The sequence below is a fragment of the Thauera sp. GDN1 genome, from assembly GCF_029223545.1.
Lineage (GTDB): Bacteria > Pseudomonadota > Gammaproteobacteria > Burkholderiales > Rhodocyclaceae > Thauera.
The window spans coordinates 2,569,817-2,596,677 of record NZ_CP097870.1 but is presented as its reverse complement, the minus strand read 5'-3'; the positions used below and the strand labels follow the sequence as shown (position 1 = coordinate 2,596,677).

The window sequence follows — 26,861 nt, the reverse complement described above, 5'->3', positions numbered from 1 at the left end:
GCTACTGTGTCCGCCTTCGCGGACCAAGCCACCGTCGAATCCAGAATCGAATCCCACATCGAATCGCACGAGGTCTGCATGAGCGAAGTCCCGGATCTGTTCACCCCCTTCAAGTTGGGGCCGATCACGCTGCGCAACCGCTTCATCCGTGCCGGCGCCAACGAGGGCATGGTGTTCAAGGGCGCGCCCACCAAGGCCCTGGTCAAGCACCACCGCGACATGGCCGCGGGCGGGGTCGGGCTCACCACGGTGGCCTATGGCGCAGTGGCCAAGGTCGGCCGCACCCTGCCCAACCAGGTGTGGATGCGCCCAGAGATCCTGCCCGACCTCAAGGCGCTGGCCGATGCCGTGCATGCGGAGGGCGGCGCGATCTCCTACCAGCTCACCCATGGGGGCTCCTTCGTCACATCGGTGAAGGTCGATGGGCCGACGATGAGCGCCTCGGGCGGTCTCAACAAGGCCGGCCTGATGCGCGGAAACTTCTTCCAGCGTGCGATGACCCGCGCCGACATGGATCTTGTCATCCAGCAGTTCGTCGACGCCGCCGAGCTGTGTCGCCAGGCCGGCTTCGACGCGGTCGAGATCCACATGGGCCATGGTTACCTGCTGAACCAGTTCATCTCGCCGCTTTCCAACAAGCGCAAGGACGAATACGGCGGCAGCGCGGAAAACCGTGCGCGCTTCCCGGCCGAGGTGCTGCGCCGTGTGAAGGAGAAGGTCGGAGGGCAGATGGCGGTGCTGGCCAAGATCAACGTCGCCGACGGCGTGCCGAATGGCGCGACGGTCGAGGACGCCATCGTCACCGCGCGCCTGCTGCAGCAGGCCGGCGCGGACCTGCTGGTGTTGTCGGGCGGGCGCAACATCGAGTCGGGCTGGTTCATGTTCGGCAGCAACTTCGACATGGACGAGATGAAGAAGGTGCTCAAGGGCAGCTGGCTGACCGGCCTGATGATGAAGCTGTCGCAGCTCGGTACGCCCAGGGTGCAGTTCCGCGAGATGTACTTCCTCGAGTACTCGCGCCGCATCCGCGCCGCGGTCGACATTCCGCTGGGCTACCTCGGCGGCGCGCGCTCGCTCGCCAACGCCGAGCAGGCCATGGCCGAGGGCTTCGATGCGGTGGTGATGGCGCGCCCGCTGATCCACGATCCGCAGCTGGTCAACAAATTCCAGTGCGGCGAGATCGCGGCCTCTGGCTGTACCAACTGCAACCGCTGCGTGCCTTACATCTACCACCCGGCCGGCACGATGTGCGTGCTGAATCCGCCGAACGACGTTGCCTTGAACCGGGTCCGCGCTGCGGGCTGAACCCCAGCCTTGGCAAAAGGACGCCCGCCAGCCTGCAAAGGCTGGCGGGCGTTGTCGTTCACGTCAGGCGGTGATGCCGCCGCCGTTGAGCGGCACGATCTGGCCAGTGACCCATTCGGCCTCGCGCGAGGCCAGCCAGGCCACGCCGGCGCCGACGTCGGCGGGCGAGCCGGCACGCGGGACGATGCAATTCTTGCGCGCGAGCTCCTCCGAGCCTTCCCAGTTGTTCATCGTGCCCAGCGACAGCGCATTCACATTCACCCCCTTGCGCCCGACCTCGGCGGCGAGCTGGCGCACGAAGCCGACCACGCCGGCCTTGGAGGCGGCGTAGGCGGCGATCCCCATCGGCACCGCGGCACGCCAGGATTCGGAGGTGATCGCCACGATGCGGCCCCACTTCTTCTCGATCATGCCCGGCAGTACGGCGTGGCAGCCGTTCATCAGCCCGTACATGTTGAGCTTCACGAAGCGCTCCCAGTCCTCGGGTTTCGATTCGAGGAACTTGCCGTAGCCCATGCCGGTGGTGGGCACGCCGGCGTTGGAGACGTAGATGTCCACGATGCCGGCCTGCTCGCGCACGGCGGCCACCATCCGCTGGACCGCCTCGTAGTCGGTCACGTCGGCAGGCGCGGCGAGGGCCTTGAGCCCGGCGGCGCGCAGCTCGGCGGCGGCGGCCTCGGCGCGCTCGGGGAAGAAGTCGTTGATCGCAACCGTGGCGCCCTGGCGGGCAAGGGTCTCGGCCACACCGCGGCCCATGCCGCGGCCGGCGCCGGTTACGATGGCGACGCAGCCGTCGAGGCGGAACAGGGCGGGGCTGGGGGCGGGAGAGGCTTGGGTAAGGGGCGAATCTGCCATTGCGCGGTGTTCCTGTCAGGTGTGGAAAACGGGGGAGGGCGGAGTGGGGCAGGAGCCGCCGGGGGCGGGCGGTGCCGACGAACTCCCTCAGGGCGTCAACGGCCCTCGAACGTCGGCGGCCTCTTTTCGATGAAGGCCTGCATGCCTTCCTTCTGGTCGCGCGAGGCGAACAGGAGGGCGTTTGCGCGGCGCTCCATCGCCAGCGCGGTCTCGAGCGGGGCGTCCATCCCCAGCAGGATGCATTCCTTGATCTGCTCGGCGGCCAGCGGCGGCATGGCGGCGATCACGCGTGCCAGTTCGATCGCGGTCGGAATCACCTCGGCGTCTGGCACCAGGTCGCTCACCAGGCCGGCGGTCCACGCCTCGTGCGCGGTGATCGGCTTGCCGGTGAGCGCCATGCGCATCGCCTTGGCCTTGCCGACCGCGCGCACCAGGCGCTGGGTGCCGCCGATGCCCGGCATGATGCCGATGCGGATCTCGGGCTGGCAGAAGCGGGCGCCCTCGCCGGCGACGATGATGTCGGCCAGCATCGCCAGTTCGCAGCCGCCGCCATAGGCGTAGCCGCATACCGCGGCGACCACCGGCTTGGGGCACTGCTGGATCGGCCCCCACACGCGTTCGGTGTGGCGCTGGGTGATCTCGATCGGGCCGACGCCGGCCATGCTGGTGATGTCGCCGCCGGCGGCGAAGACCTTTTCGCCGCCGGTGAGCACGATGCAGCGCACCGTGTCGTCCGCCGCCAGCTCGGAGAAGCGCTGCGAGAGCAGGGCCTGCAGCTCGAGCGACAGGGCGTTGGTGGCCTGCGGGCGGTTCAGGCGCAGCAGCGCGACGCCGCCGTCGAGGCGTTCGAGCAGCAGGGGCGAGGCCGGATCGGACGGCGGTGTCGGGTCTGTGGTCATGGCGTCTCCAGGAGCGCCCCGGGCGCGACGGCCGGGGAAGGGGATGGGACGCATGTTCCGTCCTCGACGCAAGCCGCTCATCGTCCGTTCAGACGACGATCGGGGCGAAGCGCGCCCCTAGACTCGCAGGCATCGAACGAATACTCGTGGAGACAGGTGCATGAATACTCAGGCTTCCCCATCGGCGGCGCTGGATTACCGTGGCAAGGTCGTGCTCGTGACCGGCGGCACCAAGGGCATAGGCGCCGGCATCGCGCGGGGCTTCATCGCCGCGGGCGCGACGGTGGTCGTCTGCGGCCGCAACGCGCCGGAGGTCATGCCCGAGGTCGATGGCGCGACCGCCGACTTCATACCCGCCGACGTCCGCGACGTCGAATCCCTGCAGGCCCTGTTCGCCGCCATCCGCGAGCGCTTCGGCCGCCTCGACGTGCTGGTCAACAACGCCGGCGGCGCGCCCTTCGCGCTTGCCGACAAGGCCTCGCCGCGCTTTCACGAGGGCATCATCCGCCTCAACCTGATCGCCCCGCTCAACGTCGCCCAGCAAGCCAATGCACTGATGCAGCAGCAGGCCGAAGGCGGCGTGATCATCTTCATCGGCAGCGTCGCCGCCTCGCGCCCCTCGCCGGGCACCGCCGCCTATGGCGCGGCCAAGGCCGGCGTGCTGTCGCTGGCGTCCTCGCTGGCGGTGGAGTGGGCGCCCAAGGTGCGCGTGCTCACGATCAGCCCGGGGCTGGTGCAGACCGAGCAGGCGCACCTGCACTATGGCGACGAGGCCGGCATCGCCGCGGTCGGCGCCACCATCCCTGCCGGCCGCATGGCCACGCCGGACGACATCGCCAACGCCTGCCTGTATGCCGGCTCGCCGATGGCGGCCTACTTCGCCGGCACCAACCTGCTGCTGCATGGCGGTGGCGAACGGCCCGCCTTCCTCGCCGCGGCCAATACCGGCGATCAGCCCTGACGAGGCCACGCCCGACTCAGAGGCGCGGCGCGGCCTCGGCCCTCATTGCGGGGCGTGCTGCTCCACGGCGGCCTGCTGGTCGCGCTCGGCGTATCGCCGCGCCATCACGGCGCACACCATCAACTGAATCTGGTGGAACACCATCAGCGGCAGAATGGCGAGGCCCGCCGCCCCGCCGCTGAAGATGATCTGCGCCATCGGCACGCCGGTCGCCATGCTCTTCTTCGAGCCGCAGAACACGATCGTGATCTCGTCCTCGACATCGAAGCCGAACGCGCGCGCGAGCCACGTCGTGGCGAGCAGCACGAGCGCGAGCAGCACCACGCAGCACACCACCAACTGCGCCAGCGCCGAGGCCGGCACCATGCGCCAGATTCCGTCGAGCACCGCCGCACCGAAGGCCGTATAGACCACGAGCAGGATCGACCCCTGGTCGACCACGCGCAGCCAGCGCTGCCGGCGCGCCACCCAGTCGGCGACCCACGGCCGCAGGGCATGGCCGGCCGTGAAGGGCAGCAGCAACTGCACGCCGATCCTCACGATCGCCTCGCCGAGCGACACGCCCGCCCCGGTGCTGCCCAGCACCAGATCCGCCAGCAGCGGCGTCAGCACGATGCCGACCAGACTCGAGGCCGACGCCGCGCAGACGGCCGCCGGAATGTTGCCGCGCGCGATCGAGGTGAAGGCGATGGCCGATTGCACCGTGCCCGGCAGCAGGCACAGGTAGAGCATGCCGAGCCAGAGCCCGTCGCCCAGCAGCGGGCGCAGCACCGGCCCGAGCGCAAGGCCGAGCAGGGGAAACATCGCGAAGGTGCACACGAACACCAGCAGGTGCAGGCGCCAGTGCATCGCCCCGTCGATGATGGCCCGGCGCGAAAGCCGCGCGCCATGCAGGAAGAACAGCAGCGCGATCCCAGCATGGGTCAGCCAGTCGAAGAACACGGCGAATGCGCCCTGCGCGGGCAGAACGGTGGCCAGCACCACGACGGCAGTGAGCAGGATCGTGAAGCGGTCGAATAGTAGCGTCAGGAGGTTCATGGCGATGGGGCAGGGAATGAGCGGGGAGTCAGCGGGAAAGGAGCGGGAAAGGGGGCGGCAGGCAGAATGGCCAGGCCGCGAAGCCCTTGGGCTTGTGAGGAAGCCTAACGGAGGCCGATACTTCCAGCTAACGCCAACCGGCCCTGTGATATCGCTGACAAGACATGCCGCAGTCTCTTCCGGAGGAGCTTGCCGGCCTCGCCGCCCTGCCGCGCCCGGTTTTCGGTCACACCGAGTCGGTAGCCAATCGCGCGCTCGGCTATCGTCATGCTCATCCCTGGGTCCAGTTCGCGTATGCGGTGGCGGGCGTACTCGACGTGCGCACCGACGCCGGACGCTACATCGCGCCGCCGCAGCGCGCGGTGTGGATTCCGGCAGGCGTCGCGCACCAGGTGCGGTGCTCCGCAGACACCGAGATCCGCAGCCTGTACATCGATCCCTCGGCCGTGCCCGGTGCGCAAGGCGGCTGCCGCGTGCTCGCCGTGAGTCCGCTGCTGCGCGAGCTGATCCGCGCCTTCGGCGACTTGCCCGCGGAGTGTGAGGAGCACGGCCCGGGCGGCCGGCTCGCCGCGGTGCTGCTGGACCAGGTGGCCGCAGCGCCCGCGCTCGGCCTCATGCTGCCGCTGCCGCAGGAACCGCGCCTGCGCCGGGTGTGCGAGGCGTTCGAGGCCGAGCCCGACTCGCGGGACGGGCTGGCGGCCTGGGGCGCACGCCTGGGGTGCTCGGAACGCACGCTGGCGCGGCTCTTCCGCCAGCACACCGGCCTGAACTTCCGGCTGTGGCGCCAGCGCCTGCGCCTGATCAGCGCCTTGCCCCTGCTCGAGGCCGGCGAGGGCGTCACCGACGTCGCCATCGCCTGCGGCTACGACTCGGTGTCCGCCTTCATCGCCAGCTTTCGCGAGCACTTCGGCGCGACGCCGGGGGAGTTTGCGGGGGGCGTGGGGAGGGCTGAGGCTGGCGCAACGTTTCAGCGTGAGTAGTAAGGCTACCGAAGCAACCGGCATCCGCGCCGCTGATCCTCATGTATCTCGCGACGCGCCATCCGTGGGTAATCCGCTCAGCCCGCAGGCGCCCGCGCGTCCCCCACCACTGCTCGAGTGCGCGTGCGCCCCAGCCGCAGGCTCAGCATCAGGGCCAGCACGATGAGACCGAGCAGCATGTAGCCCACGTTGGCGAGGGCTGCATTCAGGCCGGCGACGTTTGCTTCGGCGAGCACGGCCTCGGCGGACAGGCCGTGCTCCCCCAGGCGGGCGGCGACCTCGGCGGGGAGCTCGCGCGCGCGGCTGCCGGCGGCGCGGGCCAGCGCCTCCAGGTCTGCCGCATCGAGACCGAGCGCGGCGATCTGTCGGCTGATCGCCGTCTGGGTGGCGTAGGCCAGGCTGGCGCCGAACACGGCCAGCGACAGCGACGAGCCGGTGGGGCTGCCGAGGTCGCGGAACATGCTGAAGAGGCCGCTGCCCGCGCCCATGTCCTTGGCGGGTACCGCGCCCAGCGCCAGCTTCATGATCGCCGGGGTGTTGCAGCCGATCGACAGGCCCATGATGCAGGCCACCGCGATCACCATCCACAGCGGCGTGGTGACGTCGATGTTGAGGAAGAGCAGGGTCCCGCCCAGGCTGGCGAGCATGGCGATGATGACCAGCACGCGCGGTTCGATGCGGTCGACCAGCTTGCCTGCGATCGGCGAGCTGATGAGCCCGCTGCCGTAGAGGAAGAGGGTGACGAAGCCGAACTGCGCTGCCGTGCCGCCCGGGCGGCTGTTGATGAAGAAGGCCAGCGAATAGACGACGCCGCTGGAGAAGATCATGTGCAGCCAGTAGATCGCCGAGGGCGTGGCGAAGGTGCCGCGCGCCAGGATGCCGAGGTCGATCACCGGGTTGGCCATGCGCTTGCTGTGCCGCCACAGGACGATCAGCGCGCTGATGCCGACGACCACGATGGCCCAGGTGATGGGCGATTCCTTGCCGAAGTTGGTCGCCCAGGTGGGCAGCGACAGCAGCGAGGCGATGACGGCGAACAGCAGCATCGCGCCGGTGTAGTCGAAGGCGGCCTGGTGCTTGGCCGGGGCGATCTCGGGCACCAGCATGCGCACGGGCACCAGGCCGAACAGTGTGAGCGCGCCGCTGATCCAGTACACGCTGGGCCAGCCCAGGCGGTCGATCAGCAGGCCGCCGAGCAGGCCGCCCGAGGCGGCACCGAAGGTCATCGTGAAGGCGAGGATGCCCAGCGCCAGGCCGCGCTTGTTATCGGGAAAGAGGTGGGTTGCGTAGGCGAACACGCCCGGCAGGATGCATGCCGCGCCCAGGCCCTGGACGAAGCGAGCGCCGAGGAAGAACCAGAAGTTCGGTGCCCAGGCGGCGGCGAACTCCGACGCTGCGAACACCACCATGCCGATGGTGATGACCCGCTTGCGTCCGTGCTGGTCGCCTAGGCGGCCCATGATGGGGGCGAATACCGTCAGCGCGAGCGAATACAGGATCAGGATCAGCGCCGACATGTTCACCGGAATGCCGAAATGCCGGGTCACGCTCGGCAGCGCGGGCGCCTGGAAGGCGGCGGCCTCGATGGTGATGAAGGTGCCGAACAGCAGCGCGGCATACACCGCCCAGGCTGAGCGCGTGTCGGTACGTGAATCCATTGGCTGTCTCCGTATGCGGCGCATGCCGATGCGCGCCGCTTTCTTCTGTCGGGCGGATGGTCGTTGCCAGGGGGTGGGGGCACATCGTCCGATGGGACTAAGGCGGTCCCGGAAGTCCGCGCCGAATGTCGGGTTTCGCCTGCCTTGTCCATCGTCCGTTCAGACGAAGTGCCGTGCAGGTCCTGCTCTTAGACTCGCTGCAAGCGCTGCGAAAGGACGCGCCACCGCGGTGGCGAAAGCTCCACTCGCGGCAGGGTCCCGCAGGCGCGGCCGTCCATCGAAAGCGCCTCACACAAGAGCAGGAGACGAACTTGGCTGAACAGGAATGGATGTCCGAAGTGCGTGCCAAGGTGGGTCGCGAGTACGGTCGCGTCTACGCCTGGGACGAGGTCAACGCGCCGATGATCCGGCAGTGGTGCGAGGTGATGGGCGTCGATAATCCGCTCTACCTCGACGCGGACTATGCCGCGACCACCGAATTCGGCGGCATCGTGGCGCCGCCGGCGATGCTGCAGGCCTGGTGTCTCGAAGGCCTGCACATGAACAACTACGCGCCGGGCTCGACCGACGAGAACCCCTACGAGGTGCTGAAGACACTCGAGGCGCACGGCTTCCCCTCGGTGGTGGCGGTGAACTCGGATCTCAGCTTCGAGCGCTACGTGAAGCTGGGCGAGAAGCTCTACTACACCACCCGTCTCGATGCGGTCGGCGAGGAAAAGACCACCGCGCTCGGCACCGGCTACTTCGTCACCCTGATCATGAGCTTCTTCTCGCAGAAGCCCGAGGGTGACGAGAAGGTCGGCCAGCTGCTGTTCCGCGTCTTCAAGTTCCGCCCCGCCAACGTGCCCAAGCCCGTCGAGAAGGGCGCGGCCCCGGCAGTGCCCAAGTTCAAGCGCCCGAAGCCCGGCATCAGCGACGACACCCGCTTCTTCTGGGAAGGCGTCGAGGCCGGCAAGCTGCGGATCCAGCGCTGCACCTGCTGCAGCACGCTGCGCCACCTGCCGGCACCGGTGTGCATCAAGTGCCACTCCTTCGACTGGGACACGATCGAGGCGTCCGGCAAGGGCAGCCTGTATTCGTTCGTGGTGATGCACTACCCCGAGGTGCCGCCCTTCGAGCACCCCAACCCGATCGGCCTCATCGAGCTCGACGAGGGCGTGCGTCTGATCGCCGGCCTGGTCGGCGTCAAGCGCGACGAGATCCGGATCGGCCAGCGCGTGCAGGTCGAGTTCCAGTCCTTCGACGACGGCGAACTGACCCTGCCGATGTTCCGCCCGATCGCGGCCTGAGGAGAGGAGCATGGATTTTCAACTGACTGACGATCAGCGCGCCATCGCCGACATGGCGGGCAGCCTGTTCGGCGACCTGTGCACCGACGACCGCCTGCGCGCCTTCGACACTGCGGGCGAGCCCTTCATGGCCGACCTGTGGAAGCAATGCGTGGAAACCGGCCTGCACGCGCTGGCGATTCCCGAGGACGCGGGCGGCACCGGGCTCGGCATGACCGAGCTGATGCTGGTGCTCGAGGCCCAGGGGCGCGGCCTCGGCCATGTGCCGCTGTGGCGCCACCAGCTCGCTGCCGCCACGCTGGCGCGCTTCGGTGGTGCCGGCGGTGCCGAGATCGCTGCAGCCGCCGCCGAAAGCAAGCTGATGATCACGCTGGCGCTCGGTGCCGCGGCGCGTACCCACGGCATCGCGCTCGAGGCGCGCCGTGAGGGTGAGGGCTGGGTGCTCGACGGCACGGTCGCCGCCGTGGCGCTGGGTGCGGAAGTGTGCCGCGCGCTGCTGCTGGCCGAGACCGACGACGGCCCCCGGCTGGTGTCGGTGAATCTGCGCGACGCGGGCATCGAGAAAGTGCCCGGCGTGTTCACGCACCGCGAGGCGGTCGCCGATCTCGGCTTCCGCGCTCATCGCCTGGCCGCCGACGCCGTGCTGCCCGAGGCCGCGCTGCCCTGGCTGGAGCAGCGTGCGATTGCCGCGCTCGCCGCGCTGCAGCTGGGCGTGAGCAGCGAGCAGGTGCGCCGCACCGTCGAGTACATCAACGAGCGCCGCCAGTTCGACCGCGCCATCGCCACCTTCCAGGCCGTGCAGATGAGCATGGCCGACGCCCACATCGCGATCGAGGCGCTGCGCTCCGCACTGTGGCAGCTGGTGTATCGCCTGGACGCCGGCCTGCCGTCGCCGTCCGAGGCGCTGGCGGTCAAGTATCTGGCCAGCGAGTGCGGCCACCTCGTCGGCCACAAGGCGCAGCACGTGCATGGCGGCATCGGGGTCGATCTGACCTACCCGATCCACCGCTACCTGTACTGGAGCCGCGCGCTCGGCATCACGCTGGGCGGCAGCGCCGCCACGCTCGAACGACTCGGCGACTGGCTCGCCAACAACGACAAGCTGGGATGGAAATATGACCTCGAAGAACAGCAAGCGCTTTGACGACGTGCGCCCCGGCGAGGCGCTGCCGGAGCTGGCGATCCCGATCACCACGACGCTGATCGCCTCGACCGCGATCGCCACCCGCGACTACTTCCCGGGCCACCACGACATGGAAGCCGCGCAGCAGCTCGGCTCGCCGCACGTGTTCATGAACATCCTCACCACCAGCGGCCTCACCCAGCGCTTCATCGAGGGCTGGGCCGGTCCGGCGGCGCGCTTCAAGGCTCTCAAGATCAAGCTCGGCGCCCCCAACTACCCGGGCGACACCATGACCTTCAGCGGCGAGGTCGTCCGCGCCGACGCGGCCACCCGCGAGGTGGAAGTCGCGCTCAAGGGCAAGAACTCGATGGGCAGCCACGTGACCGGTTCGGCCACGCTGGTGATGCCCTGACACGCGGAGAACCGAACTCATGACGGATATGTCCCTTTCCGGCCGCGCCGCCATCGTTGGCCTGGGCGCGACCGAATTCTCCAAGAACTCCGGCCGCACCGAGCTGCGCCTGGCGATGGAATCGACGCTGGCCGCGCTCGCCGACGCCGGCATCGACCCCTCCGAGGTCGAGGGCTTCTCGTCCTATACCATGGACAAGGTGCCCGACTACGAGATCGCGCGCCTGCTCGGCTGCAAGAACGTCAAGTTCTTCTCCCAGATCCCGCATGGCGGCGGCGCCGCCTGCGCGCCGGTGGTGCACGCCGCGATGGCGGTGGCGACCGGCCTGGCGAAGGTGGTGGTGGTGTTCCGCGCGATGAACGAGCGCTCCTGGTACCGCTTCGGCACCGGCACCTACGGCTTCGGCTCGACGCCGATCTTCGAGAACGTGAACTACGGCTGGTACATGCCTTACGGCTTCCACACCCCGGCCGCCTGGGTGGGCATGTTCGCCCAGCGTTACATGCACGAATACGGCGCGACCAGCGAGGACTTCGGCCGCGTGTCGGTCGCCGTGCGTGACTTCGCCGCCACCAACCCGGCCGCCTTCTTCTACGGCAAGCCGATCACGCTCGAAGAGCACCAGGCCTCGAAGTGGATCGCCGAACCGCTGCGCCTGCTCGACTGCTGCCAGGAGTCCGACGGCGCGGTGGCGATGGTCATCACCTCGGCCGAGCGCGCCCGCGACCTCAAGCAGAAGCCGGTGATCATCAAGGCCGGTTCGCAGGGCATCACCGAAGGCCAGCAGAGCATGACCTCCTACTACCGCGACGACATCACCGGCCTGCCGGAGATGGGCGTGGTGGCAAAGGAGCTCTACGCCCAGTCCGGCCTCGGCCCCGACGCCTTCCAGACCGCGGTGATCTACGACCACTTCACCCCCTTCGTGCTGCCGCAGCTGGAAGAGTTCGGCTTCTGCAAGCGCGGCGAGGCGAAGGACTTCATCCGTGCCGGCGAGCATGCCCGCGGCGGCAAGCTGCCGATCAACACCCACGGCGGCCAGCTGGGCGAGGCCTACATCCACGGCATGAACGGCGTGGCCGAGGCGGTGCGCCAGGTGCGCGGCAGCGCGGCCAACCAGGTCGCCGATGTCGAGAACGTGCTGGTCACCGCCGGTACCGGCGTGCCCACCAGCGGCCTCATCCTCGGCGTCGCCTGACAGAATGATTGAGGAGAGCGGACGATGTTCGTCGATCTGACCCCGGAACAACACGTGCTGCGCCTGAAGGTGCGCGACTACTTCCAGACCCTGATGACCCCCGAGCTGCGCAGCGAGCTGCGTGGCAAGGAAGGCGGCGAGCTGTACCGCAACACCATCCGCAAGATGGGCGCGGACGGCTGGCTGGCGGTGGGCTGGCCCAAGGAGCACGGTGGCCAGGGCTATGCGGCCACCGAACAGCTGATCTTCTTCGAGGAGGCCAACATCGCCGGTGCGCCGCTGCCCTTCGTCACCATCAGCACGGTCGGTCCGGCGCTGATGGAGGCGGGCACCGAGCTGCAGAAGAAGAAGTTCCTGCCCGGCATCGCCGCCGGCGAGATCATGTTCGCCATCGGCTATTCCGAGCCGGAGGCGGGCTCCGACCTCGCCACGCTCAAGACCAGTGCGCGGCTGGAAGGCGACCACTTCGTGGTCAATGGCAACAAGCTGTGGACCTCGGGCGCCGAGGCTGCCGACTACGTCTGGCTCGCCGCGCGCACCGACCCCAACCTGCCGCGCCACAAGGGCGTGTCCATCCTGATCCTGGACACCACGGCCGAAGGCTTCTCGCACACCGTCATCCCGACCTGCAGCAACCCGACCGCCGCCACCTACTACGACAACGTCAAGGTGCCCAGGGACATGCTGGTGGGCGAGCTCAACGGCGGCTGGAAGCTGATCACCGCCCAGCTCAACCACGAACGCCTCGGCCTGGGTTCGTGGTCGGACAAGGTCGTCGCTCTGTTCCGTCGCGTGCTGCTGTGGGCCAAGGCCAGGGACGAGAACGGCCGCCGCGCGGTCGATGCGGCCTGGGTGCGCAGCCTGCTCGCCGAGTGCTACGCGAAGATCGAAGCCATGCGGCTGATCAACTTCCGCATCGCCGCCGACCTCGAGCGCGGCCACATGGACGTGGCGCTGGCTTCGGCGACCAAGGTGTACGGCTCGGAGTCGGTGGTCGATATCCTGCGCAAGCTGTCCGAGATCGTCGGCGCCAGCGGCCTGGTGCGCGAGGGCTCGGCCGCCGCGGCGCTGCTCGGCGAACTGGAGTACGAGGTGCGCGCCTCGGTCACGCTGACCTTCGGCGGCGGCACCAACGAGATCCAGCGCGAACTGGTGGCACAGTTCGGCCTCGGCATGCCGCGTTCGCGCTGAACCCCGCACAGGAAGAAGACATGAGCACCCTCGAAGATTTCCGCCGCGAGACCCGGGCCTGGCTCGAGGCCAACTGCCCCCCCTCGATGCGCACCGCGATGCCCGACGGCGAGCTGGTGTGGGGCGGGCGCACAGTCGAGTTCAAGAATGCGGACCAGCGCCTGTGGTTCGAGCGCATGCGCGACAAGGGCTGGTTCTGCCCAGACTGGCCGGCCGCGTATGGCGGCGGCGGGCTGAGCCCGGAGCAGAACGCGGTGCTCGAGTCCGAAATGCGCCGCCTGCGCTGCCGCCCGCCGCAGATCAACCTCGGCATCTGGATGCTGGGCCCGGTGGTGCTGGAGTTCGGCACCGAAGAGCAGAAGCGCGAGCTGCTGCCGCCGATGGCGCGCGGCGAGATCCGCTGGTGCCAGGGCTTCTCCGAACCCAACGCCGGCTCCGACCTCGCCAGCCTCAAGACCAGCGCCGTCGATGCCGGGGATCACTTCGTGGTCAATGGCACCAAGATCTGGACCTCCTACGGCGACAAGTCGGACTGGATGTACATGCTGGTGCGCACCAACCCCGACGTGCCCAAGCAGCAGGGCATCAGCCTGCTGGTGGTCGACATGGCGTCGCCGGGCATCGAGGCGCGGCCGATCGACCTCATCAGCGGCAAGTCGTCCTTCTGCCAGGTCTTCTTCGACAACGTGAAGGTGCCCAAGCGCCAGCTCATCGGCCCGCTCGACGGCGGCTGGACCCTGGCCAAGGCGCTGCTGCAGCACGAGCGCCGGGCGATGTCGAAGTTCGGCGAGTTCAGCCTGCCGACCCACTTCGACCTGCTGTCGATCGCCGGCAAGTACCTGCCGGCGCAGGATGCGTCCTCGCCGGCCGACGTCGCGCTGCGCCAGCGCGCCTACGCGATGGCGATGGACGAGATGGCCTACAGCCTCACCGCCCAGCGCATGGGCGAGGAGGCCCGCGCACGCAAGAACGTCTCCGGCCTGATGTCGATCATGAAGCTGGTGCATTCCGAGCAGGAGAAGGACAAGTTCGAGGTGCTGGTCGACGTGCTCGGCCACCGCGCGCTGGGCTGGGAAGGCGAGGCCTTCGAGCCGCAGGAGCTGGCATTGACCAAAGCCTGGCTGGGCAGCTTCGCGCAGACCATCGCCGGCGGCTCGTCCGAGGTGCAGTTGAACGTGATCGCCAAGCGGGTGCTGGAGCTGCCCGAGGGCAACACCGGCAAGCAGGGCAAGTGAGGAGCAGCGCGTCATGAGTCTGGTTTATTCCGAAGAGCAGCAACTGCTGGCCGACACCGCCGCCGAGTTCCTGATGGCGAAGAGTCCGGTGACCGCACAGCGCAAGCTGCGCGACGAGGGTGCGTCAGGGGGCACCGCCGACGGCTTCGACGCCGCGCTGTGGCGCGAGATGATCGACATGGGCTGGAGCGCGATTCCCTTTCCCGAGGAACTCGGCGGCCTGGCGTTCGGCTGCAAGGGCCTGGGCGCGGTGTTCGAGCAGATCGGCCGCAACCTGTCGGCCTCGCCGCTGCTGTCGAGCATCGTGCTCGGCGGCTCGGTGATCGAGCTCGCCGGTTCCGCAGCGCAGCAGGCGGAGTGGATGGCGGCGCTGATCGGCGGCGACAAGCGCATCGCGCTCGCGGTGGATGAAACGCCGCGCCACGACCCGGCCGCGGTGGCACTGCGCGCCACGCGTGATGGCGAAGCTTATGTGCTGACGGGTGCCAAGGCCTTCGTGGCCGATGGTGTCGGCGCAGACGCCTTCATCGTCGCCGCGCGCACGTCCGGCCCGGCCGGTGATCGCGACGGCATCGGCTTGTTCCTGGTGCCCGCCGAGACGCCGGGCCTGCAGGTGTCGGCAATGAAAACGCTCGATTCGCGCAACCACGCCAACCTGGTCCTGAAAGACGTGCGCGTCGGCGCCGCGGCGCTGCTGGGTGCGGACGGCGCAGGCTTCGCCGCGCTCGATGCCGCGCTCGACCGTGGCCGCGTGTGCCTGGCGGCTGAGATGCTGGGTGCCACGCAGAGCCTGTTCGACACCACCGTCGAGTACCTGAAGACGCGCGTGCAGTTCGACGTGCCGATCGGCAGCTTCCAGGCGCTGCAGCACCGCGCCGCCTGGTGCTATGCGCACCTGCAGCTCGCGCGCAGCACGGTGATGGCCGGCCTGGCGGCGATGGACGATCCGGCGCTCGACGCCGCGACGCGCGCGCGCATGGCCAGCCTCGCCAAGTGGAAGGCCGGCGACGCCGCCCACCGCATCAGCCGCGAGGCGGTGCAGATGCATGGCGGCATGGGCGTCACCGACGAGCTCGACGTCGGCCTCTACCTCAAGCGCATCCGCGTCGCCCAGGCCAGCCTCGGCGACGGCGATTTCCACGTGCAGCGCTACGGCGACCTGAGCCGGGTCGAGGCCTGAGCGATGGCGGCTACCGGCAGCGGCCTTCTGTGCGGCAAGGTCGCCATCGTCACCGGCGCGGGCCAGGGCATCGGCCGTGGCGTGGCCCTGCAGCTGGCGGAGCAGGGCGCTCGCGTGGTGGTGGCCGACATCAACGCCGAGACCGCGGCCGAGACGGTGGCCATCGCGCAGTCGCGCGGCGGTGACGCGGTGGCGATCGGCTGCGACATCGCCGACAGCGCGAGTGTCGAGGGCCTGGTCGACACCGTCGTCGAGCGCTTCGGCACGCTGCACGTCCTCATCAACAATGCCTACCTGGGCAACCTGCCGGGGCCGCTCGAGACCAAGGTGGCGTGCGACTTCGCGCGCGCGCTGCAGGGCAGCTTCTACGCCCCGCTGGCGGCGATGCAGCGCGCCTTCCCGCACATGAAGGCGCAGCGCTGGGGCCGCGTCATCAACATGTGCTCGCTCAACGGCGTCAATGCGCACATGTACACCGCCGACTACAACGTCAGCAAGGAAGCGCTGCGCTGCCTCACCCGCAGCGCCGCGCGCGAGTGGGCGGCGCACGGCATCACCGTGAATGCGATCTGCCCGGGCGCGCGCACGCCGGCCTACGATCGCTTCGCCGCCGCCTCGCCGGACAACGCCGCCCAGTTGCTGCGACAGAATCCGATGGGCCGCATGGGCGAGCCCGAGCAGGACATCGGCAGCGTCGTCGCCTTCATGTGCAGTGACGGCGGCAGCTACATGACTGGCAACACCGTCTTCCTCGACGGCGGCTCGCACATCAACGGCGTGTCCTGGCAGCCGGTTGCGCGTTGAGCAGCATGCCGCGACTGTTGTACGGATGCCCATGACCTGCACCGCCACCCGAGCCGCCGATGCGTGGCCTGCCTGAGGCGCCAACGCTCGACGCCCTTGTCGCTCGCCATGGCGCGGCGTTCAAGTGGCTCGCGCTCGCGGTGGTCGGGCTTGCCACCATCGGGGCGGTGCTTGCCACGAGCAGCTTCAACGTAGCGGTACCGGCGCTGGGGCGTGATTTTGGCCTGGAGCAGGATCAGGTTCAGTGGGCAGTCACGGGCTTTCTCGCCGCGCTCACGGTGGCGATGTTGCCGACGCCTTGGCTGCTGGAGCGCGTGGGTTTTCGGCGACTCTTCCTGAGCGCCAATCTGCTGCTCGCAACGTCAAGCATCGCCGGAGCGATGGCGGATGGGTTCGCCTTCCTCGTTGCGATGCGCATCCTGCAGGGGGTCGCTGCAGGTTTGTTGCAGCCGCTGCCGATGCTGGTGGTGATGCGATTGTTTCCGCCGGGCGGCCAGGGTAGGGCCCACGGCATGCTCGGCTTCGGCATCGTGCTCGCACCCGCGGTCGCACCCTCGATCGCCGGCGTGCTGCTCGACCGTTTCGGCTGGCCTTCGATCTTCATGATGAGCCTGCCGTTCTGCATCCTGGCCGGCCTGCTCGGCCTGTATCTGCTGCCGCGTGGCACTCCGGTCGAGCGCCGTCCCTTCGACTGGCTCGGGATCGGTCTGCTGTGCGCGGCCTCGCTGCTCGCCATCGACTTCATTGCCAGCCTGCGCCAGCACGGCCTGCTCGCCCCGTGGACGCTGGCTTTGCTCGGCTTGGCCGTGCTGTGCGGCTTCGGCTTCACGCGGCACGCGCGCCGTGCCGCTGCACCCATCGTCTCGATCGACCTGTTCGTCGACCGATGCTTCTCGATGGGAGCGGTGGTGGGTGTTACCTACGGTTTCGGGCTCTATGCATCGACCTACCTGATCCCGGTTTTCCTGCAGAGCGCGCTCGGTTACGACGCGACCTACGCCGGGTTGGCACTGCTGCCCTCGGGCCTGGTTCTCGCAGTCGCCATACCGCTCGGGGGTGTCCTTGCCGACCGTTACCCGCCCCGTTGGATCACGGTGATCGGTCTCGCGTTGTTCGGCATGTCGTTCCTGCCGTTCGCCCTGCTCGGTGGTGCGATCAGCTACGAGGAAGTGATCGCCTACAGCCTGCTTGGCCGCCTTGGGCTCGGCCTTACCATACCTGCGCTCACCGTCGCCTCGCTCAGCCGCGTGCCGCCGACGCACTACGGCCAGGCCTCCATGGTCAGCAATTACACTCGCCAACTCGGTGGTGTGATCGGCGTGGCCATCGTGGCCGTGTTCGTCGAATGGCGTGCTGCCGCGCAGGGTGGTGGTGAACTCGCCATCGAATCGGCGTATGCGCAGGCGTTCGCGTTACTCACGGTGTTCTTCGGACTGGCGCTGGTGGCGGCGGTGAGGATGAAGCCGCGGGAGTGAGAGGGCAGGGTCGCTCGGCCGGCCGCACCGGGAGATGGGCGTCCGCCGATCTCTATCCGGCGACGGCAGGGTCCGTGGCCCCTGCCCGACGTCGAGCCCTCAGCGCGCGTTTTCTCAGGCGTAGGCCCTGATGGCTTTGATCGCTTTCGCGGTGGCCGCATCGTTCGTCGGATCGCTCGGAACCGTCAGGGTGATGCGGTCGACCAGGCCGCCGAAGCGAGAAACCAGGCGTTCGGGCAGCTGGTCGTAGCGGCCGGACACCAGGAAGGTGTCGAGCACCTCGTCGGTGAATACGGCCGGCATGTCCTTCCAGCGCCCCTCGCGGGTGAGCCCGAGCAGTTGCTCGCCGACGTGCTGCCAGCCGAACAGCTCCAGGCTCGCCCAGTAGGCCGGGGTGGAGAACAGGAAGGCGAGCATGTCGCGGAAGCGTTCGCGCTCGGCGGCGACGGTGGCGTCGTCCGGTCCGGTGGCGACGAACTGGCTGGCGCTGATGAAGGGCTTGGCGCGGCCGGGTTCGCGCTGTGCGGTGCCGACCGCGATCTGCGGCAGGATCACTTCCTTCAGGTAACGCACCGAGGTGTTGGTCGGATGGGTGTGGATGCCGTCCGCGGTCTTGCCGACCAGCTCGAGCATCTTCGGGCCGACTGCGCCGAGCATCAGCGGCACGTCCGGCGCATCGATCGGCCCCGGGTTGAAGAAGGGCTGCAGGCGGGTGAACTTGTAGTGCTCGCCGACGTACTCGAGCCGTTCGCCGGTGCGGAAGGCGTGGAAGATGGCGCGCAGCGCGCCGACGTACTCGCGCATGCCGGCGGCCGGCGGCAGCCAGCGCGCCGAATAGCGATCCTCGATGTTCTGCTTGATCTGCGTGCCCATGCCGAGCTCGAAGCGGCCGCCCGACATCTTCTGCAGGTCCCAGGCGGCGAGTGCGACGTTCATCGGACTGCGCGGAAAGACGATCAGCACCGAGGTGCCGACCTTGAGCCGCGAGGTGGCCGACAGCGCCTGGCAGGCGAGCAGCAGGCCATCGTGGATCGCGTCGGAGACGAACAGGCCGTCGTAGCCCATGGCTTCGACGCGGCGGGCGAAGGCGCCCATCTCGGCGAGGTTCAGGTGTTCAGGGGTTGAAGCGAAGATCTCGAACATGGAAGGTCCAGTGCAATAGGGGTGAGGAGCGGGGCTCAGGGATGGAAGCCGGGCAGGGGCGCGCGACCGTCGAGACGCATCACGGGCAGGCCGAGCTCGCGCAGCAGCGGCAGGCTCAGCGCGACCCGGCCCGAGAGCGCGGCCTGCGGGCGCGAGCACAGGGCCAGGGCCGCCTCGGCCATGGCTTCCACCGGCTCCATGTGGGCGAGGTCGTCGATCGAGCCGCTGACCAGCGCGCCCTCGCTGGCGACGGCCTCCACCGGCGCCAGGGTGTTCACCGCGATGTGGTCGGCGGCGAGCTCCATCGCCATGCCGGTGCTCAGGCGCTCGAGCGCGGCCTTGGTCGAGCCGTAGAGCGTGGGCGAGTGGGTGGTGTGGAAGCGGTAGGCGCGGTCCTTCGCGTCATAGGGCGCCGGGCCGGGGCGGGTGCTGGTCGCGCTCGACAGGTTGAGGATCCAGCCCCCGCCGCGCGCCTTCATCGCCGGGATGACGAGCTGTGCGAGATGGTGGGGGGCGAACAGGTTGACCGCATAGGCGAGCTGGACGCGCTCCGGCGACTGCGCGTAACCCGCGCCGAAGCGCGCCCAGGCGGCGTTGTTGACCAGGATGTCGACGCCGCCGTAGTGACTTAGCGTCTCGCCGACGATGCGCTCGCGGTCGGCGGCGCTGGCCAGGTCGGCCTGCACGCACAGGCAGTCGCCGCCGGCCGCACGGATGCGCGCTGCGGTCTCGTCGAGCGAGCCGGGCAGCTTGCCGCCGGGTTCGCCGGTGCGCGCCACGAGCACGACCCGCGCGCCCTCGGCAGCGAAGCGTTGTGCGATCGCCGCGCCGATTCCGCGGCTGGCGCCGGTGACGATCGCGACCTTGTCCTTCAGTGTGTGGGTCATGCGGGGCTCCTCGTCAGTGCTGGCGGTAGCGGCGCTGCACGTGTTCCTGGCGGATCGCGATCTGCTGCCGGCGCGCCTCGGGCGAGATCAGGCGGGTGTCGGCCGGCAGGTGCTGGCGCACCTCGGCGAGCGGCACCTTCTTCGCCGTCGCCCACGGCAGCTTGTCCATGGGCTTGACGGGGTAGGCCCAGCGGATCGCCATGTAGCCCTCGGGCTGGCCGGTGGTGTCGAGCCAGTTGGCGATGCCCGGATCGCGATGGGAGACCACCAGGCGGAAGACGTTGTCGGCATCGCGGTGCGCCTGCAGGCCGCCGAGGCTGCTCTGGTAGTTGGCGAAGTCCAGCGATTCGCCCCACATGTTGCCCAGGCTGAAGCCGATGTAGACCGGCTCCACCGGCTGGTGCATCTCGACCACCAGCGCCTCGTCGGCTGCCAGCTCGAAGATGCCGCCGCAATACACGTTGGTAGCCATGCCGCCGGCGGTGGCGAGCGAGGCGGCATTGGGCTTGTTGAAGTCGTTGCGCGGCATGAAGCACTGGCCGTCGCCGTTCATGTCGCCGTAGCACTCGCACACGACCGCGTAGAACTCGTTCCAGAAGTGCACCTGGTTGCGGGTGAAGCGGCCGATGTCGGCGATCTGCCTGGCGGCGACCTCGGGCGTGTAGGCCGGCATCGGCTTGCCGAGCAGGTCGTTGCGGTAGATGAAGAGCTCGAGCAGGTCCTCGTTCTCCCAGTCGGAGAACAGCTCGCGCAGCATCACCAGCTGGCTCACGTACTCGCGCGTGACGCTGCTGCCGTCCTTCTGCTTGCGCGTCCGGCTGGCGCGGGTGAGCATGAAGTTGCCCTCGTAGCCGGGCGGCTTCTCGGGGGCGAGCAGGATCTCGAAGCTGCCGTCGGCCTCCACCTTCAGCTCGGTGCAGTCCAGTTCGGCGCAGTTGATGCGCGAGCCGGGCGTCATCTCCTTGAGGCTGCCGCTTTCGCCCGAGTAGCCGCTGGGCGTCTCGAAGATCACGTAGTGCGGTGCCTTGCGCACCCCGGCCGGCGCCTTGCCGCCGCGCCAGGCGCTGGTGTCGGCGGCGCGACCGCGGATGGTGTAGCTGTAGTTGCCGTCGATCGGCGCCATCAGGTAGAGAGCGTCGCAGTTGTCGATGGTCGAGCGGTTGAGCGGCTGGATGGCGCGCACGAAGTAGGGGAACTCGGGCGTCGGCCCGAGACAGCGCGAGATCGAGCCGTACAGGAAGCCGAGCACGTAGCGGTAGCCTTCGGCGAGGTTGCGCGGCGTGGCGGGCGGGGGCCACAGCTTCGGGTCGTCGATCGCGTCGCGGGCGTCCTGCAGCTGCGCGATCATGCCGTCCCAGGCCTGGCGCAACTGGACTGCGGCATCACGGGTCTCCGGGTCGCGCGCCTCGACGTGGGCCTTGACGATGTCGAACACGGCGTCGTGCCGGGGATTGGGCTCATGCATGGGCCAGCTCCTTCTTGTCTTGCGCGGGTGCGCTCTGCGGGTTGGGGGGGACGTCCTCGTCCCAGTTGAACTTCTCGAACAGCGGCGCCAGTCGTTCCCGGATCTCGGCGTCGTCAAGGCCGAACTCGGCCAGGCTGTAGCGGTGTTCGGTTTCGTGCTTGCGGGTACGGGCGGCCTCGGCCTCCAGGAAGCGGGCAAAGGCGGGGGTGATGTCGAGCCCGAGGTCGCGATAGACGTCCTCGATCGTGCCCTTCGGGTCGGTCGTCAGCCGCCGGTAGTCGATGACCGCATGCGGGGTCTCGGGGTGGCGCTCGAGGACCTCGAGCGGATGGAGGTAGGACTCGTAGGAGAGGCCGGTCATCACCTGGTTGGATTCACGGATGCGGTCCTGCGACAGGTTGCCCTGCAGCTTCCAGCCCACGTTGAGGAGCTTGAGCAGGCTGGGGATGGTCTCGTGCGGGTTGCGGTAGAGGATCACGAAACGCGCATCGGGAAAGGCCTCGATTAGGGACTCGACGCGGCCGCAGTAGGTGGGGTTCTTGCTCAGGTGGATGCGGTCGCTGCCGTTCAGGTAGAGCTGGCGGCGCACGCATTCCTTGTAGAACTTCATCATCCGGCGCCGGCTCGCGGCCGGGCGCTGGTCGATGTGGAAGAAGTCGAGCTCGCTCATGTACGGGAGCTTGGTCAGCCAGAAACCCGAGGCGCAGGAGTTGAAGTACAGCAGGTCGTCTTCCTCGGGGATCGTCAGGCCCATCTTGTGGATGTGCTGCATGGGGCCGAACTTGCGCTTCTCCCAGGCCTGCAGCCTGCGCTCGAGCGCGCGTCCGAGCAGGTGGGCGTCGATCCATGCGGCCAGGCGCACGAGCTTTTTCTGCAGCAGCGAGGGCAGCAGCAGCTCGTAGTACTTGAAGGTGGAGAAACGCGCGTCGGCGTCCATCAGCCGGTGGGCGAGCGTGGTGCCGCTGCGCGCGTGGCCGATGATGAAGACCGGGGTCTTCACCTTGGTGCGCCACAGGCCGGGAAACAGGATGCCGTCGAGGAAGAAGCACACCGCGGTCACCGTTGCGCGCAGCGGTACGTGAAGCAGCAGCAGTTTGTACAGTCCGCGGCGCTGGCGTGTGTTCTGCTCCTGGCCGACGAGGCGCAGCAGCTTGAACCAGACGGTGAAGTCGAAGTAGTAGAACAAGAGAGTCTCCTTAGTCGTTCTGGATGCCTTCGCCGGGCATCTTCCTGAGATAACGGACGAGCATGACGTGCAGCTCGTCGATGAATTCCTGCGTCAGGATCAGCTCGGGGTTGCGGTCGAGGGTGGCGTGGATCGTGCCTTCGAGCGCGTTGGCGACCATGCGCGCGGCGAGCGTGAAGTCCTGCACCCGCAGGGTGTCGCGGTGGCGCTCGAGGGCGGACGGCAGCCACTCGGCCGTGCTGGGCTTGTTCGGGTAACGCTTGCGCGAGTAGGCCTCGAAGTCGTACTTCCAGTGGATCTCGAGGTAGAAGTCGCGCAGCTGCAGGTACAGGCGCCGATGGCGCGCGACCTGTTCCGCGACGAAGAACTCGAGCGTGGCGTCGAGCGAGTTCTCGGCGAGCGCGATCGCCTGGCGGTCGAGGCGCCGGATGTCGTCGAGTTCCGAGGTCAGCAGCTCGTTGCAGATGTCCGCCGCGATCGAATGCTTGTCGGCGTAGTACTGGTACAGGCTGCCGATGCTGATCCCGGCCACCTCGGCGATGCGGTTGGTGGTGAGGCGCGCATGACCTTCCTCTTTCAGGATGCGCAGCGCAGCCTCGCGGATGGCCCGCAGCGTGGCTGTGGCGCGGGACTGGGTGGGGCTGCGACGAAGCGGTGAGTGTTGGGAGGCCATGAGCGTTCCTTCGCGTGACGCGGTCAATTGGAGCAAGCCGTCCCCGGCCTGGCTACTCGCATTCGATGCGATTTCGCGAGCCCGAGGGGAAAGAATAAAGCGCTTTGAAACAAGGGCTTGGCAATTGAACCCGATTTTGTGCCGCGGAAACCGAGCAAAGCTCGGTTTTTGTGGCGCTAGACCGCGGCGGTCGTGCCCCAGGCGGCGAAGTGAGGATTGGCAAAATCCGCCTTGCCGTATCCCAGAACACCGCCGTCGAGGGTGCGGACGATGCCGCCCGCGGCACGCAGCACGGCGTCACCGGCGGCGATATCCCATTCCATGGTGCGGCCGAGGCGCGGATACACATCGGCTTCGCCGGCAGCGACCAGGCACAGCTTGAGCGACGAGCCGGCGTTGGTCTGGCTGGCGACCTTGCGCCCGGCGAGGAAGGCGGCCAGCGCGTCGGCGTCGCCGTGCGAGCGGCTGGCCACCACGGTCAGGCCTTCGGCGGGGGGTGTGCGGCACGCGATCGTGCGGCGCACGCCCTTGTCCTCGACCATCGCGCCGAGCGTCGCGCCACCGGCGAACAAGCGGTCGAGCGCAGGCGCGAAGACGACGCCGAGTACCGGTACGCCGCGCTCGATGAGCGCGATGTTGACGGTGAACTCGCCATTGCGGCTGATGAACTCCTTGGTGCCGTCGAGCGGATCGACCAGCCAGAAGCGCTCGCCCACCGCGGGAATGCGCCCGGCCGCAGCCGCCTCCTCGGAGACCACTGGAATGTCCGGGGTGAGGCGGGCGAGGGCGGGCAGGATCAGCGCTTCGGCGCGCTCGTCGGCTTCGGTCACCGGCGAGGCGTCGGTCTTTCCGCGCACCTCGAAGTCGGTGGCATAGATCTTCATGATCTCGTCGCCGGCCGCGCGGGCGACCGGGAGCAGGGCGTCGAGCAGGGCGCTCGGTTCGTATGATTGGGCCATGGTGGCTCCTGTTCGTGTGTGGGGGAGAGCGGGCCCGCGCGGGCCCGCTACCTTTAGTCGGCGATGACGCCGCGCAGGCGCAGCGTGGCGATGACCGCGTCGGCGGCCGCGTCGAGCGAGAGCTGGGGCGTCGTCAGCTGCAGCTCGGGGCTCTCCGGCGCCTCGTAGGGCGAGTCGATGCCGGTGAAGTTCTTCAGCTCGCCGCGCCGCGCCTTCTTGTAGAGGCCCTTGACGTCGCGCTGTTCGGCGACCTCGAGCGGCGTGTCGACGAAGATCTCGATGAACTCGTCCTCGCCCATCAGGCTTCGCGCCATGCGCCGCTCGGACTTGAAGGGCGAGATGAAGGCGGTGAGCACGATCAGGCCGGCATCCACCATCAGCCTGGCCACCTCGGCCACGCGGCGGATGTTCTCCACGCGGTCGGCGTCGGTGAAGCCGAGGTCCTTGTTCAGCCCGTGGCGCACGTTGTCGCCGTCGAGCAGGTAGGTATGGTGGCCGAGCGCGTGCAGCTTCTTCTCGACCAGGTTGGCGATCGAGGACTTGCCCGCGCCCGACAGGCCGGTGAACCACAGCACGCAGCTCTTCTGGTGCTTCAGGGCCGAGCGCGCCGCGTTGTCGACATCGACGTGCTGGACGTGGATGTTGTGCGCGCGCCGCAGCGCGAAGTGCAGCAGGCCGGCGCCGACGGTGTTGTTCGACAGCCGGTCGACCAGGATGAAGCCGCCCGTGTCGCGGTTGTCGCGATAGGCATCGAAGGCGATCGGACGGTCGAGGCTGAGGTTGCACACGCCGATCGCGTTCAGTTCCAGCTTCTTGGCCGCGACGTGCTCGAGCGTGTTCACGTTCACCTGGTACTTGATGTCGGTGATCGTGGCCGTAACCGTCTTGGCGCCGATCTTGAGCAGGTAGGGGCGGCCGGGCAGCATCGGCTCGTCGTGCATCCACACCAGCGTGGTCTCGAACTGGTCGGCCACCTCGGCGGGGGCCTCCACCGTGGAGATGACGTCGCCACGCGAGATGTCGATCTCGTCGGCCAGCGTCAGCGTCACCGACTGGCCGGAGACGGCCTGCGCCAGGTCGCCGCCGTGGGTGACGATGCGCGCCACCGTGCTCTCGCGCCCCGAGGGCTGCACGCGGATGCGGTCGCCCGGGCGGATCACGCCGCTCGCCACCTGGCCGGCGAAACCGCGGAAATCCAGGTTGGGGCGGTTGACCCATTGCACCGGGAGGCGGAAGGGCGCGCGCTGCATGCGTGCGTCGTCGATCTCGACCGTCTCCAGGTAGGCCATCAGCGTGCTGCCGTGGTACCAGGGCATCGCATTGCTCGGCTCGATGATGTTGTCGCCCCTGAAGGCCGACAGCGGGATGAAGCTCACGTCCTCGAGCCCGATCTGCGCGGCAAAGGCGGCGTAGTCCTCGCGGATGTCGCGGAAGACCTTCTCCGAATAGTCGACCAGGTCCATCTTGTTGATCGCCACCACGATGTGGCGGATGCCGAGCAGCGACACCAGGTAGCTGTGGCGCCGGGTCTGGGTGAGGATGCCCCTGCGCGCATCGACCATCAGAATCGCCACATCGGCGGTGGAGGCGCCGGTGACCATGTTGCGGGTGTACTGCTCGTGGCCCGGGGTGTCGGCGACGATGAACTTGCGCTTGTCGGTGGAGAAGAAGCGGTAGGCCACGTCGATCGTGATGCCCTGCTCGCGCTCGGCGGCCAGGCCATCGACCAGCAGCGCGAAGTCGATCGCGTCGCCCTGGGTGCCGAACTTCTTCGAGTCGGCCTCGACCGCGGCGAGCTGGTCCTCGAACAGCATCTTCGATTCGTAGAGCAGGCGGCCGATCAGCGTGCTCTTGCCGTCATCGACGCTGCCGCAGGTGATGAAGCGCAGCAGGCTCTTGTGTTCGTGCGCCTTCAGGTACTGCTCGATGTCGGTGGCGATGAGCTCGGAAACGTGTGCCATTTAGAAGTACCCCTCTTGCTTTTTCTTTTCCATGGAAGCGGCGGAATCGTGGTCGATCACCCGGCCCTGACGCTCGGACGTCCGGGTGAGGAGCATCTCCTGGATGATCGCCGGCAGGGTGTCGGCTTCGGACTCGACCGCGCCGGTCAGCGGGTAGCAGCCCAGGGTGCGGAAGCGCACCTTCTTCATCATCGGCACCTCGCCGGGCTTCAAGGGCATGCGGTGGTCATCGACCATGATCAGCGTGCCGTCGCGCTCGACGACCGGCCGCTCGGCGGCGTAGTACAGCGGCACGATCGGGATGTTCTCGAGGTAGATGTACTGCCAGATGTCGAGCTCGGTCCAGTTCGACAGCGGGAACACGCGGATCGACTCGCCCTTGTGCTTTCTGGCGTTGTAGAGCTTCCACAGCTCGGGGCGCTGGTTCTTCGGGTCCCAGCGGTGCTGCGCGGTGCGGAACGAGAACACGCGCTCCTTGGCGCGCGACTTCTCCTCGTCGCGTCGCGCGCCGCCGAAGGCGACGTCGAAGCCGTACTGGTCGAGCGCCTGCTTGAGGCCCTCGGTCTTCATGATGTCGGTGTGGATCGCCGAGCCGTGGGTGAAGGGGTTGATGTCCTTCTCGACGCCCTCGGGGTTGATGTGCACCAGCAGGTCCATGCCCGTCTCCTGCGCCATGCGGGTGCGGAAGCGGTACATCTCCTGGAATTTCCAGCGCGTATCGACGTGCAGCAGCGGAAAGGGCGGCACCGCCGGATAGAAGGCCTTCATCGCCAGGTGCAGCATGACCGCGCTGTCCTTGCCGATCGAATACAGCATGACCGGGTTGTCGGCCTCGGCGACGACTTCGCGCAGGATGTGGATGCTTTCGGCTTCGAGCCGTTGCAGGTGGGTGAGTGTCATGGATTCTCCAGCTTGTTGCGGGATCTAGGGACGAGAGGGGCCGGCCGCGCCACCGGGGCGGCGCGGTTCGGTACTGCGTGGAGC

The 26,861-nt window shown here is 68.3% G+C and carries 24 protein-coding genes; 12 read left to right on the top strand and 12 right to left on the bottom strand.

Translation table 11 applies throughout. From position 1 onward, the window contains the following. Nucleotides 1–78 precede the first annotated feature (78 nt). The gene (locus tag CKCBHOJB_RS11910; RefSeq protein WP_281048888.1) at nucleotides 79–1,305 is read left to right on the top strand and encodes an NADH:flavin oxidoreductase; all 1,227 of its coding nucleotides are present in this window, start codon (nucleotides 79–81) and stop codon (nucleotides 1,303–1,305) included. A gap of 63 nt (nucleotides 1,306–1,368) precedes the next feature. Here the strand turns inward: CKCBHOJB_RS11910 and CKCBHOJB_RS11905 are convergent, their stop codons facing one another. Both CKCBHOJB_RS11905 and CKCBHOJB_RS11900 read right to left on the bottom strand, forming a co-directional pair. Continuing rightward, nucleotides 1,369–2,160, bottom strand: coding sequence for an SDR family NAD(P)-dependent oxidoreductase (locus CKCBHOJB_RS11905; protein WP_281048887.1), 792 nt, complete (start codon nucleotides 2,158–2,160; stop codon nucleotides 1,369–1,371). Nucleotides 2,161–2,255: 95 nt separating this feature from the next. After that, nucleotides 2,256–3,059 carry an enoyl-CoA hydratase gene (locus tag CKCBHOJB_RS11900; RefSeq protein WP_281048886.1) on the bottom strand — a complete coding sequence of 268 codons (804 nt, stop codon included), beginning with the start codon at nucleotides 3,057–3,059 and terminating at the stop codon, nucleotides 2,256–2,258. A 160-nt stretch (nucleotides 3,060–3,219) separates the two neighbouring features. Here CKCBHOJB_RS11900 and CKCBHOJB_RS11895 point away from each other — a divergent pair, with 160 nt between their 5' ends. Then, nucleotides 3,220–4,020: an SDR family oxidoreductase gene (locus tag CKCBHOJB_RS11895; RefSeq protein ID WP_281048885.1), complete on the top strand. Its 801-nt coding sequence runs from the start codon at nucleotides 3,220–3,222 to the stop codon at nucleotides 4,018–4,020. Between the two features lie 42 nt (nucleotides 4,021–4,062). Here the strand turns inward: CKCBHOJB_RS11895 and CKCBHOJB_RS11890 are convergent, their stop codons facing one another. Then, nucleotides 4,063–5,058: a bile acid:sodium symporter family protein gene (locus tag CKCBHOJB_RS11890; protein ID WP_281048884.1), complete on the bottom strand. Its 996-nt coding sequence runs from the start codon at nucleotides 5,056–5,058 to the stop codon at nucleotides 4,063–4,065. A gap of 164 nt (nucleotides 5,059–5,222) precedes the next feature. Between CKCBHOJB_RS11890 and CKCBHOJB_RS11885 the strand changes: the two genes are divergently transcribed. Continuing rightward, nucleotides 5,223–6,038 (top strand): helix-turn-helix transcriptional regulator, encoded by an 816-nt coding sequence (locus CKCBHOJB_RS11885; protein WP_281048882.1) that lies wholly within the window; start codon nucleotides 5,223–5,225, stop codon nucleotides 6,036–6,038. Between the two features lie 77 nt (nucleotides 6,039–6,115). On the opposite strand, the gene CKCBHOJB_RS11880 is transcribed toward CKCBHOJB_RS11885, so the two are convergent. Next, entirely contained in the window at nucleotides 6,116–7,696 is a 1,581-nt protein-coding gene (locus tag CKCBHOJB_RS11880; protein WP_281048881.1) for an MFS transporter, read from the bottom strand. Nucleotides 7,697–8,007: 311 nt separating this feature from the next. Here CKCBHOJB_RS11880 and CKCBHOJB_RS11875 point away from each other — a divergent pair, with 311 nt between their 5' ends. Genes CKCBHOJB_RS11875 through CKCBHOJB_RS11835 form a run of 9 tightly spaced genes read left to right on the top strand, consistent with a single transcriptional unit; the run spans nucleotide 8,008 to nucleotide 17,603 of the window. Then, on the top strand, nucleotides 8,008–8,985 hold the full coding sequence (locus CKCBHOJB_RS11875; RefSeq protein WP_281048880.1) for an OB-fold domain-containing protein: 978 nt from the start codon (nucleotides 8,008–8,010) through the stop codon (nucleotides 8,983–8,985). A 10-nt stretch (nucleotides 8,986–8,995) separates the two neighbouring features. Beyond that, a complete protein-coding gene (locus CKCBHOJB_RS11870) occupies nucleotides 8,996–10,129 on the top strand; it encodes an acyl-CoA dehydrogenase family protein (RefSeq protein WP_281048879.1) in 1,134 nt (377 codons plus the stop codon). Continuing rightward, the gene (locus CKCBHOJB_RS11865; RefSeq protein WP_281048878.1) at nucleotides 10,101–10,520 is read left to right on the top strand and encodes a MaoC family dehydratase; all 420 of its coding nucleotides are present in this window, start codon (nucleotides 10,101–10,103) and stop codon (nucleotides 10,518–10,520) included. The genes CKCBHOJB_RS11870 and CKCBHOJB_RS11865 overlap by 29 nt, the downstream gene beginning before the upstream one ends. A 19-nt stretch (nucleotides 10,521–10,539) precedes the next feature. Beyond that, nucleotides 10,540–11,718, top strand: a complete 1,179-nt coding sequence (locus tag CKCBHOJB_RS11860; protein WP_281048877.1) for a lipid-transfer protein — start codon at nucleotides 10,540–10,542, stop codon at nucleotides 11,716–11,718. Nucleotides 11,719–11,742: 24 nt separating this feature from the next. Further along, the gene (locus CKCBHOJB_RS11855; protein WP_281048876.1) at nucleotides 11,743–12,909 is read left to right on the top strand and encodes an acyl-CoA dehydrogenase family protein; all 1,167 of its coding nucleotides are present in this window, start codon (nucleotides 11,743–11,745) and stop codon (nucleotides 12,907–12,909) included. A gap of 20 nt (nucleotides 12,910–12,929) precedes the next feature. Next, the gene (locus CKCBHOJB_RS11850; RefSeq protein WP_281048875.1) at nucleotides 12,930–14,144 is read left to right on the top strand and encodes an acyl-CoA dehydrogenase family protein; all 1,215 of its coding nucleotides are present in this window, start codon (nucleotides 12,930–12,932) and stop codon (nucleotides 14,142–14,144) included. A gap of 13 nt (nucleotides 14,145–14,157) precedes the next feature. Continuing rightward, the gene (locus CKCBHOJB_RS11845; protein ID WP_281048874.1) at nucleotides 14,158–15,324 is read left to right on the top strand and encodes an acyl-CoA dehydrogenase family protein; all 1,167 of its coding nucleotides are present in this window, start codon (nucleotides 14,158–14,160) and stop codon (nucleotides 15,322–15,324) included. 3 nt (nucleotides 15,325–15,327) lie between these two features. After that, the gene (locus tag CKCBHOJB_RS11840) at nucleotides 15,328–16,128 is read left to right on the top strand and encodes an SDR family oxidoreductase (RefSeq protein ID WP_281048873.1); all 801 of its coding nucleotides are present in this window, start codon (nucleotides 15,328–15,330) and stop codon (nucleotides 16,126–16,128) included. A gap of 59 nt (nucleotides 16,129–16,187) precedes the next feature. Next, nucleotides 16,188–17,603 (top strand): DHA2 family efflux MFS transporter permease subunit, encoded by a 1,416-nt coding sequence (locus CKCBHOJB_RS11835; RefSeq protein ID WP_281048872.1) that lies wholly within the window; start codon nucleotides 16,188–16,190, stop codon nucleotides 17,601–17,603. A 114-nt stretch (nucleotides 17,604–17,717) separates the two neighbouring features. Here CKCBHOJB_RS11835 and CKCBHOJB_RS11830 read toward each other — a convergent pair whose 3' ends face one another. From CKCBHOJB_RS11830 to cysD, 8 genes are all read right to left on the bottom strand, one after another. Then, nucleotides 17,718–18,746 carry a TIGR03617 family F420-dependent LLM class oxidoreductase gene (locus tag CKCBHOJB_RS11830; RefSeq protein WP_281048871.1) on the bottom strand — a complete coding sequence of 343 codons (1,029 nt, stop codon included), beginning with the start codon at nucleotides 18,744–18,746 and terminating at the stop codon, nucleotides 17,718–17,720. A 35-nt stretch (nucleotides 18,747–18,781) separates the two neighbouring features. After that, nucleotides 18,782–19,633: an SDR family NAD(P)-dependent oxidoreductase gene (locus CKCBHOJB_RS11825; RefSeq protein ID WP_281048870.1), complete on the bottom strand. Its 852-nt coding sequence runs from the start codon at nucleotides 19,631–19,633 to the stop codon at nucleotides 18,782–18,784. Nucleotides 19,634–19,646: 13 nt separating this feature from the next. After that, the gene (locus CKCBHOJB_RS11820; protein WP_281048869.1) at nucleotides 19,647–21,098 is read right to left on the bottom strand and encodes a hypothetical protein; all 1,452 of its coding nucleotides are present in this window, start codon (nucleotides 21,096–21,098) and stop codon (nucleotides 19,647–19,649) included. Then, a complete protein-coding gene (locus CKCBHOJB_RS11815; RefSeq protein WP_281048868.1) occupies nucleotides 21,091–22,284 on the bottom strand; it encodes a sulfotransferase in 1,194 nt (397 codons plus the stop codon). Before CKCBHOJB_RS11815 ends, CKCBHOJB_RS11820 begins: the two co-directional genes overlap by 8 nt. 10 nt (nucleotides 22,285–22,294) lie before the next feature. Then, nucleotides 22,295–22,957, bottom strand: a complete 663-nt coding sequence (locus CKCBHOJB_RS11810; RefSeq protein WP_281048867.1) for a TetR/AcrR family transcriptional regulator — start codon at nucleotides 22,955–22,957, stop codon at nucleotides 22,295–22,297. A gap of 176 nt (nucleotides 22,958–23,133) precedes the next feature. After that, a complete protein-coding gene (gene cysQ, locus CKCBHOJB_RS11805) occupies nucleotides 23,134–23,916 on the bottom strand; it encodes a 3'(2'),5'-bisphosphate nucleotidase CysQ (protein ID WP_281048866.1) in 783 nt (260 codons plus the stop codon). 53 nt (nucleotides 23,917–23,969) lie between these two features. Further along, complete coding sequence (gene cysN, locus CKCBHOJB_RS11800; protein WP_281048865.1) at nucleotides 23,970–25,877, bottom strand: sulfate adenylyltransferase subunit CysN; 1,908 nt, start codon at nucleotides 25,875–25,877, stop codon at nucleotides 23,970–23,972. Continuing rightward, nucleotides 25,878–26,777, bottom strand: coding sequence for a sulfate adenylyltransferase subunit CysD (gene cysD / locus CKCBHOJB_RS11795; RefSeq protein WP_281048864.1), 900 nt, complete (start codon nucleotides 26,775–26,777; stop codon nucleotides 25,878–25,880). Nucleotides 26,778–26,861: the final 84 nt, after the last annotated feature.

Excerpts from the sequence above, each read along its gene's own strand:
- CKCBHOJB_RS11910 (WP_281048888.1), top strand. The coding sequence starts at position 79 with ATGAGCGAAGTCCCGGATCTGTTCACCCCCTTCAAGTTGGGGCCGATC.
- CKCBHOJB_RS11905 (WP_281048887.1), bottom strand. The coding sequence starts at position 2,160 with ATGGCAGATTCGCCCCTTACCCAAGCCTCTCCCGCCCCCAGCCCCGCC.
- CKCBHOJB_RS11900 (WP_281048886.1), bottom strand. The coding sequence starts at position 3,059 with ATGACCACAGACCCGACACCGCCGTCCGATCCGGCCTCGCCCCTGCTG.
- CKCBHOJB_RS11895 (WP_281048885.1), top strand. The coding sequence starts at position 3,220 with ATGAATACTCAGGCTTCCCCATCGGCGGCGCTGGATTACCGTGGCAAG.
- CKCBHOJB_RS11890 (WP_281048884.1), bottom strand. The coding sequence starts at position 5,058 with ATGAACCTCCTGACGCTACTATTCGACCGCTTCACGATCCTGCTCACT.
- CKCBHOJB_RS11885 (WP_281048882.1), top strand. The coding sequence starts at position 5,223 with ATGCCGCAGTCTCTTCCGGAGGAGCTTGCCGGCCTCGCCGCCCTGCCG.
- CKCBHOJB_RS11880 (WP_281048881.1), bottom strand. The coding sequence starts at position 7,696 with ATGGATTCACGTACCGACACGCGCTCAGCCTGGGCGGTGTATGCCGCG.
- CKCBHOJB_RS11870 (WP_281048879.1), top strand. The coding sequence starts at position 8,996 with ATGGATTTTCAACTGACTGACGATCAGCGCGCCATCGCCGACATGGCG.
- CKCBHOJB_RS11865 (WP_281048878.1), top strand. The coding sequence starts at position 10,101 with ATGACCTCGAAGAACAGCAAGCGCTTTGACGACGTGCGCCCCGGCGAG.
- CKCBHOJB_RS11860 (WP_281048877.1), top strand. The coding sequence starts at position 10,540 with ATGACGGATATGTCCCTTTCCGGCCGCGCCGCCATCGTTGGCCTGGGC.
- CKCBHOJB_RS11855 (WP_281048876.1), top strand. The coding sequence starts at position 11,743 with ATGTTCGTCGATCTGACCCCGGAACAACACGTGCTGCGCCTGAAGGTG.
- CKCBHOJB_RS11850 (WP_281048875.1), top strand. The coding sequence starts at position 12,930 with ATGAGCACCCTCGAAGATTTCCGCCGCGAGACCCGGGCCTGGCTCGAG.
- CKCBHOJB_RS11845 (WP_281048874.1), top strand. The coding sequence starts at position 14,158 with ATGAGTCTGGTTTATTCCGAAGAGCAGCAACTGCTGGCCGACACCGCC.
- CKCBHOJB_RS11840 (WP_281048873.1), top strand. The coding sequence starts at position 15,328 with ATGGCGGCTACCGGCAGCGGCCTTCTGTGCGGCAAGGTCGCCATCGTC.
- CKCBHOJB_RS11835 (WP_281048872.1), top strand. The coding sequence starts at position 16,188 with ATGCGTGGCCTGCCTGAGGCGCCAACGCTCGACGCCCTTGTCGCTCGC.
- CKCBHOJB_RS11830 (WP_281048871.1), bottom strand. The coding sequence starts at position 18,746 with ATGTTCGAGATCTTCGCTTCAACCCCTGAACACCTGAACCTCGCCGAG.
- CKCBHOJB_RS11825 (WP_281048870.1), bottom strand. The coding sequence starts at position 19,633 with ATGACCCACACACTGAAGGACAAGGTCGCGATCGTCACCGGCGCCAGC.
- CKCBHOJB_RS11820 (WP_281048869.1), bottom strand. The coding sequence starts at position 21,098 with ATGCATGAGCCCAATCCCCGGCACGACGCCGTGTTCGACATCGTCAAG.
- CKCBHOJB_RS11810 (WP_281048867.1), bottom strand. The coding sequence starts at position 22,957 with ATGGCCTCCCAACACTCACCGCTTCGTCGCAGCCCCACCCAGTCCCGC.
- cysQ (WP_281048866.1), bottom strand. The coding sequence starts at position 23,916 with ATGGCCCAATCATACGAACCGAGCGCCCTGCTCGACGCCCTGCTCCCG.
- cysN (WP_281048865.1), bottom strand. The coding sequence starts at position 25,877 with ATGGCACACGTTTCCGAGCTCATCGCCACCGACATCGAGCAGTACCTG.
- cysD (WP_281048864.1), bottom strand. The coding sequence starts at position 26,777 with ATGACACTCACCCACCTGCAACGGCTCGAAGCCGAAAGCATCCACATC.